This window comes from Bradyrhizobium sp. MV1.5 (assembly GCF_055807615.1).
The window spans coordinates 57,410-63,712 of sequence record NZ_JBVVPL010000024.1; the positions used below are offsets into that span (position 1 = coordinate 57,410).

Genomic DNA, 6,303 nt, shown 5'->3' on the forward strand with positions numbered 1-6,303 from the left:
GGCGCTCCGCGCCCACCTCCCCCGCACGGGGTTGTGTTTGCACCTAGCAAAGCGGCTAGTTCTAACCCACATGCCAAAAATAAAGACGGGGCAGAGCGGTGACGCTCTGCCCCTCTTCGCATTGGGGAATAGATATGATCAGCATTGGCGCGCTCTGAGCGCGCGCCTCGTCCTTCGAGACGACCGCTTCGCGGTCTCCTCAGGCTGAGGCTAATCAGCATCGGGGCCGATTGAAACTGCTGCCGCGCACGCCTTCCTCATCCTGAGGAGCCCGCCAAAGCGGGCGTCTCGAAGGATGGCCACAGGGAAACTGCTCTCAGGCCACCAGCTCGGCGAACAGATCGGCGTCGACATTGCCGCCCGAGAGCACGATGACGACGTTCTTGCCGGCCACATCAAGTCGCCCCGCAAGCAGCGCGGCCAGGCCGACCGCTCCGCCCGGCTCGACCACGAGCTTCAGCTCGCGATAGGCAAAGGCGACGGCCGCGCCGACTTCCTTGTCCGACGCGGTGACGCCGCGCGCGAGCAGCTTGCTGTTGATCGCAAAGGTCATCTCGCCGGGGATCAGGGCCATCAGCGCATCGCAGATGGTGCGGCCGGCGGGTGCGTGCGGCTCGCGGTGGCCCGCGGTCAGCGACAGGCCGTGATCGTCGAACGCTTCGGGCTCGGCCACGACGATTTGGGCCAGCGGAAAGCGTGCCTTCACGGCCGTCGCGACGCCCGCGATCAGGCCGCCGCCGGAGGCCGGCGCTACCACGATATCTGGGGCGAGACCAAGTGCCGCCATGTCCTCGGCGATCTCGCGGCCGGCCGTGCCTTGGCCGGCGATCACGAAGGGATCGTCATAGGGCCTGACCAGCGTCGCGCCGCGCTTCTCGGCGATGCCGCGCGAGATCGCCTCGCGGTCGTCGCGGTCGCGGTCGTACAGCACGACCTCGGCACCGTAGGATTTGGTGCGCTCGCGCTTCGACAACGGCGCATCCGCAGGCATCACGATGGTCGCCTGCATGTCGAGGATCTTGGCCGCCGCCGCAACGCCCTGGGCATGGTTGCCGGAGGAGAACGCCACGACTCCACCGGCGCGCTTGTCCTGCGGGATCGAGGCGACCTTGTTGAAGGCGCCGCGGAACTTGAACGAGCCGGTGCGCTGGAGCATCTCCGGCTTGAGATAGACCTTTGCGCCGACACGTTCGTTGAGCACGGGAAAGGACAACAGCGGCGTGCGGACGGCGAAGGGCGCGATCACGCGTGCTGCGGCATCGATATCGGCAGGGCCGATCGGGAGGAGCTGTTCTGTCATACCCGATGTTATCGCGGCGGATGAGGCGCGGGCAAGGCATGTCTGCGCGAGCGCTTCTTCCCCTCAGGCGACGAATCGCGCCGGTTCTGCCCCGTTCCGGCCCGGCAGCACCGCATCGACCGCCAAAATGCTGTCGATAAAAGCCCGGGCCGAGGCTTCCCAGGTGTAGTTGGCGGCGAATTCGACGCAGTCCTGCCGGGAGATGTCCAGCGCGGCGAAGCAGGCACCGCGCAGATCGTGATCGAGCGCGCCGACCGGGGCATCGCCGATCACGTCGCGGGGGCCCTTCACCGGGAAGGCCGCGACCGGCAGGCCGCTCGCCAGCGCTTCGAGCAGAACGAGACCGAACGTGTCGGTCTTGCTCGGAAACACGAAGACATCGGCGGCCGCGTAGATGTCCGCCAGCTCCTCGCCGTGCTTTTCGCCGAGGAAGATCGCGTCCGGATAGGCCTCCTCCAGCGCGACACGCGCCGGACCGTCGCCGACAATCACCTTGGTGCCGGGCAGGTCGAGGTCGAGGAACGCCTCGAGATTCTTCTCCACCGCGACCCGGCCGACCGAGAGGAACACCGGTGCCGGCAGGCAGAGATCGATCGCGCGGGGATGGAACAAATGGGTGTCGACGCCGCGCGGCCACAACACGACATTGTCGAAGCCGCGCTCGGTCAGCTCGCTGGCAAGCGCCGGCGTTGCCGCCATCACGGCGCGGCTGGGGCTGTGAAATCGGCGCAGCGCCCGCCAGATCAGCGAGCCCGGCACCGGCACGCGGGCGCGGACATATTCGGGAAAGCGGGTGTGGAAGCTGGTCGTGAAGGGCAGCTTGCGCTGGCGGCAATAACGCCGAACCATCAGGCCGATCGGACCCTCCGTCGCGATGTGGATGCTGTCCGGGTGCGCCTCTTCGATCAGCTTTGCGATTCTGCCCGGCCGCGGCATGGCCAGCCGCACGTCACGGTAGCTCGGCATCGCAAAGGTGCGGAACGATTGCGGCGTCAGGAACGAGAATTCGACGTCGAGGCTTTTGGCACCGTCAGCAAGTTTGGTCAGCGTCCGAACCACACCGTTGACTTGCGGGTGCCAGGCGTCGGTCGCGACCAGGATGCGCATCAGGCTGCCTTTGTCATGCAGCTCTGGCTGCAACCTGCGGGACCTGTGCCGGCTTCTCGGCCTGGTCCGCCCAGGTGATGATCTCGAAACGGCCGTCGTCGTGCTCGACCAGCGCCGTGCAGCTCTCGACCCAGTCGCCGCAATTCATGTAGCGGATGCCGCCCTCGTCGCGGATCACCGCGTAGTGGATGTGACCGCAGATCACGCCGTCGGCGTCGTGACGCCGCGCCTCGGCGGCGAGCGCCTGCTCGAACGCGCCGATATAGTTCACCGCATTCTTCACCTTCTGCTTGGCCCATTGCGACAGCGACCAATAGGGCACCTTGAACATGCGCCGGAAGAAGTTGACGAAGCGATTGAGCTGGATCGCGAAATCGTAGGCCTTGTCGCCGAGATGGGCGAGCCAGCGTGCGTTCTGCACCACGAGGTCGAAGATGTCGCCGTGGATGACGAGATAGCGCTTGCCGTCGGCGCCGGTGTGGACGGTGTTCTCGACCACGTCGATGCCGCCGAAATGCGTGCCGTAATAGTTGCGCAGGAACTCGTCGTGATTACCGGGGATGTAGACGACCTTGGCGCCCTTGCGCGCCTTGCGCAAAAGCTTCTGGACCAGGTCGTTATGCGATTGCGGCCAATGCCAGCTCGATTTCAGCGCCCAGCCGTCGACGATGTCGCCGACGAGATAGATCGTGTCGGCATCATGGAAACGCAGGAAGTCGAGCAGAAGGTCGGCTTGAGAACCGCGGGCTCCGAGATGAACGTCGGAGATGAACAACGTGCGAAAGCGCCGCTCCGGGCTCTCGTCACTCACATCGCAACTTCCCATGCGCCAGCCTGTAACAATGTCCCGTGACAGGGGGATGACCAATTGAACCTTTGAGGCACCTTCGGATACGAATCGCGCTTGCCTCGCCCACCCCGCGAATATCAGTCGCATGCGACAATCAGGCGACATGGCGTCGCAGCGGCCTCCGCAAGAACCCGGAACCGCGGCGCGCTCGCGAGCGGCGTTAGTAGAATTTGTGGAAATGATGGATCGGGCCGTGGCCGTGGCCGACGCTGAAGCGATCGGCGGCCGCGATCGCCGCGCTGATCCAGGTCTTGGCGTTGCGCACGGCGCGCTCGAGATCCTCGCCTCTGGCGAGCCCCGCGGCAACCGCCGAGGACAGCGAGCAGCCGGTGCCATGGGTGTTGCGAGTGGCAACGCGCGGCGCGGCGAGCGCGATCGTGGTGCTGGCATCGACGAGATAGTCGATGCTCTCGGCGCCCTCGCCGTGCCCACCCTTGATCAGGACCGCCCGGCAGCCGAGCGCCAGCAGCCGGCGCCCCTGGCTTTCGATCTCGGCCTCGCTGGCCGCGACCGGTTCGCCGAGCAGAGCCGCGGCCTCAGGCAGATTGGGTGTGATCACCGAGGCCAGCGGCATCAGTTTGATGCGCAGGGCGTCGACAGCTTCGGACGCGAGCAGGCGATCGCCCGATGTCGCCACCATCACGGGATCGAGCACGACATGCCGGGGCGCCCAGCGCGACAGCGCGGCCGCGATCGCATCGATGCTGGCGGCTTGCGCCACCATGCCGATCTTGACCGCGCCGACCTCGAGATCGGAAAACACCGCGTCGATCTGCGCGGTGACGAATTCGGCGGGCACCGCGTGAATGCCGGTGACGCCGCGGGTGTTCTGCGCCGTCAGCGCCGTGATGGCGGACGCGCCAAAAACGCCGAGCGCGGCAAAGGTCTTCAGGTCGGCCTGGATGCCGGCGCCGCCGCTCGAATCGGAGCCGGCAATGGTCAGCGCGACGGGCGTCGTCATGGGGCGATCTTCCGCGTTTTCGAAGCCATGGCTCGTCCTAGCGCGCCTGCCCCGGCCCAGCAAGTTCGCTTGCTAAATCCGGCCGGGTTTGGCCTATTAGCCGCCAGATATGCTTTCGGAGTGACCGCGATGGTTCCCTTTTTCGTCCAGATCAAATGCAAGCTCGGCCAATCCTATGTGGTCGCCAATGCGCTTGCCGAAGCCGAGATCGCCTCCGAGATCTATTCCACGGCCGGCCAATACGACCTGCTGGTGAAGTTCTACGTCGACAACGACACCGATATCGGCCACTTCGTCAACGAGAAGGTGCAGGTGCTGCCCGGCATCCAGGACACCCTCACCATCATCACGTTCAAGGCGTTTGGCGCAAGTTGACCGTCCGGAAAAGGGCGGGCCCGATCAGGCGCCGCCCTCCTTGCGCTTGGGGCGCGGCGGACCGTCCACCGGCGGCAGCGATTTGAGATAGTCCGCCATCGCCGCGAGATCGTCGTCCGGCAATTGCGAGGTGTTCTTGATCACCCGCGTCATCGCGCCGCCGACGCTGTCGCCGTCGGGCAATTCGCCGGTCTTCAGGAAATAGGCAATATCCTTCGCGCTCCACTCGCCGAGGCCCTTCTGGGTGATGTTGGGCACCCACCCCTCGCCTTCCGGATTGGGTCCGCCGGCGAAGCGTTGTCCGGCGATGATGCCGCCAAGCGCATTGCGCGGGCTGTGGCATTCCGCGCAATGGCCAAAACTGTTGACGAGATAGGCGCCGCGATTCCACTGCGGCGACTTCGCGCTGTCGGCGACGAAGGGCTTGCCGTCCAGAAATAAGAATTTCCAGATGCCGACGTTGCGGCGGATGTTGAACGGAAAGCGCACGTCGTGGTCGCGCACCTTGCCTGCAACGGCCGGCAGCGTTTTCAGGTAGGCGAAGAGATCAAGCACGTCCTCGCGCCTGGCGTGCTGATAGGACGTGTAGGGAAAGGCCGGAAAATAATGCCGTCCGTCCGGCGAAACCCCGTGCATCACCGCGTTGACGAATTCGGCCTCGCTCCATTTGCCGATGCCGTCGGTCGGATCGGACGAGATGTTTGGCGCGTAGAACGTTCCGAACGGCGACTTGATCGCGATGCCGCCGCCGAGCCTGAGACGATCGGGCTGGTCGGGGACGGCATGGCATGAAGCGCAGCCGCCGGCGTTGAACATCACCTGCCCATTGGCAAGATCAGGGACGCGGGCAGGCGCGGTGCCGGCGGCCGCCACCACCGGCGCGCTGAGCCACCAATAGACGCCGGCTGCGGCGAGTGCGGCGAGCAGCGCCACGGAGATTGTTCGTCGCAATATGCGGTCCTTTCGTCGTCGCGGCGAAGCTTATGACCGATGTCCTCGCGGCTCCAGCCACGAAGAATTTAGCCCACCGCGGCCTGAAACGGGAATAAACTGAAATGCCGGCTGTTGGAAGTTTGGCGGCCCAAACGGGTTCAGCAGGGAGAAAAATCATGAACAAGATCGTCATCGCGATGTCAGTGCTTGGCGCCGTTGCTCTTGCAGGTTCGGCCAGCGCCGAAAAGCTGAAAGCAACGCTCGACGCCAAGTCCGAGGTCCCCGCAACGACCAGCAGCGGTACGGGAACGGCTGATCTGGATTACGACGCCGCCAGCAAGAAGCTGTCCTGGAAGGTCACCTATTCCGGTCTGTCCGGCCCCGCCACCGCCGCGCATTTCCACGGACCTGCCGAACCCGGCAAGAACGCCGGCGTTGCGATCCCGATTCCCGGCGCAGCCACCAGCCCGGCCGAGGGCTCGGCGACACTGACCGACGCGCAGGCGGCCGATCTGCTCGGCGGCAAGCTCTACGTCAACATCCACACCGCGGCCAATCCGGGCGGCGAGATCCGCGGTCAGGTGATGAAGTAACCTTCGCACAGACCAGCAAAAAGGGGGGGGGGCCGCGCCCCCCCCCGGTTTGGTTTAGCGGGCCCGGGGGCCGGCGGGCCACCCCACGGTGGGGCGCGGGGGGCGCCGGGGGGGGGGGGGGGGGGAAATAGGAGGGGGGGGGGGGGGGGGGGGGGGGGGCCGGGCGGCGCGGGGGGGGGGGGGG

Annotated in this window: 7 protein-coding genes; 2 read left to right on the forward strand and 5 right to left on the reverse strand. The window is 65.9% G+C overall.

Going from position 1 to position 6,303, the window contains the following annotated elements:
- Positions 1 to 316: 316 nt before the first annotated feature.
- From AC0L2J_RS21960 to thiD, 4 genes are all read right to left on the reverse strand, one after another.
- On the reverse strand, positions 317 to 1,300 hold the full coding sequence (locus AC0L2J_RS21960) for a threonine/serine dehydratase (protein ID WP_007612414.1): 984 nt from the start codon (positions 1,298 to 1,300) through the stop codon (positions 317 to 319).
- Between the two features lie 63 nt (positions 1,301 to 1,363).
- A complete protein-coding gene (locus AC0L2J_RS21965) occupies positions 1,364 to 2,407 on the reverse strand; it encodes a glycosyltransferase family 4 protein (RefSeq protein WP_007612417.1) in 1,044 nt (347 codons plus the stop codon).
- Between the two features lie 13 nt (positions 2,408 to 2,420).
- Positions 2,421 to 3,233 (reverse strand): UDP-2,3-diacylglucosamine diphosphatase, encoded by an 813-nt coding sequence (locus tag AC0L2J_RS21970; protein WP_473394223.1) that lies wholly within the window; start codon positions 3,231 to 3,233, stop codon positions 2,421 to 2,423.
- A gap of 184 nt (positions 3,234 to 3,417) precedes the next feature.
- On the reverse strand, positions 3,418 to 4,218 hold the full coding sequence (thiD, locus tag AC0L2J_RS21975; protein WP_473394228.1) for a bifunctional hydroxymethylpyrimidine kinase/phosphomethylpyrimidine kinase: 801 nt from the start codon (positions 4,216 to 4,218) through the stop codon (positions 3,418 to 3,420).
- 129 nt (positions 4,219 to 4,347) lie between these two features.
- Between thiD and AC0L2J_RS21980 the strand changes: the two genes are divergently transcribed.
- A complete protein-coding gene (locus tag AC0L2J_RS21980) occupies positions 4,348 to 4,593 on the forward strand; it encodes an Lrp/AsnC ligand binding domain-containing protein (protein WP_007602021.1) in 246 nt (81 codons plus the stop codon).
- 24 nt (positions 4,594 to 4,617) lie between these two features.
- Here AC0L2J_RS21980 and AC0L2J_RS21985 read toward each other — a convergent pair whose 3' ends face one another.
- Positions 4,618 to 5,547: a c-type cytochrome gene (locus AC0L2J_RS21985; protein WP_473394363.1), complete on the reverse strand. Its 930-nt coding sequence runs from the start codon at positions 5,545 to 5,547 to the stop codon at positions 4,618 to 4,620.
- Between the two features lie 155 nt (positions 5,548 to 5,702).
- On the opposite strand from AC0L2J_RS21985, the gene AC0L2J_RS21990 reads away from it, so the two are divergent.
- On the forward strand, positions 5,703 to 6,119 hold the full coding sequence (locus tag AC0L2J_RS21990) for a CHRD domain-containing protein (RefSeq protein ID WP_473394232.1): 417 nt from the start codon (positions 5,703 to 5,705) through the stop codon (positions 6,117 to 6,119).
- The last annotated feature ends 184 nt before the right edge of the window (positions 6,120 to 6,303 follow it).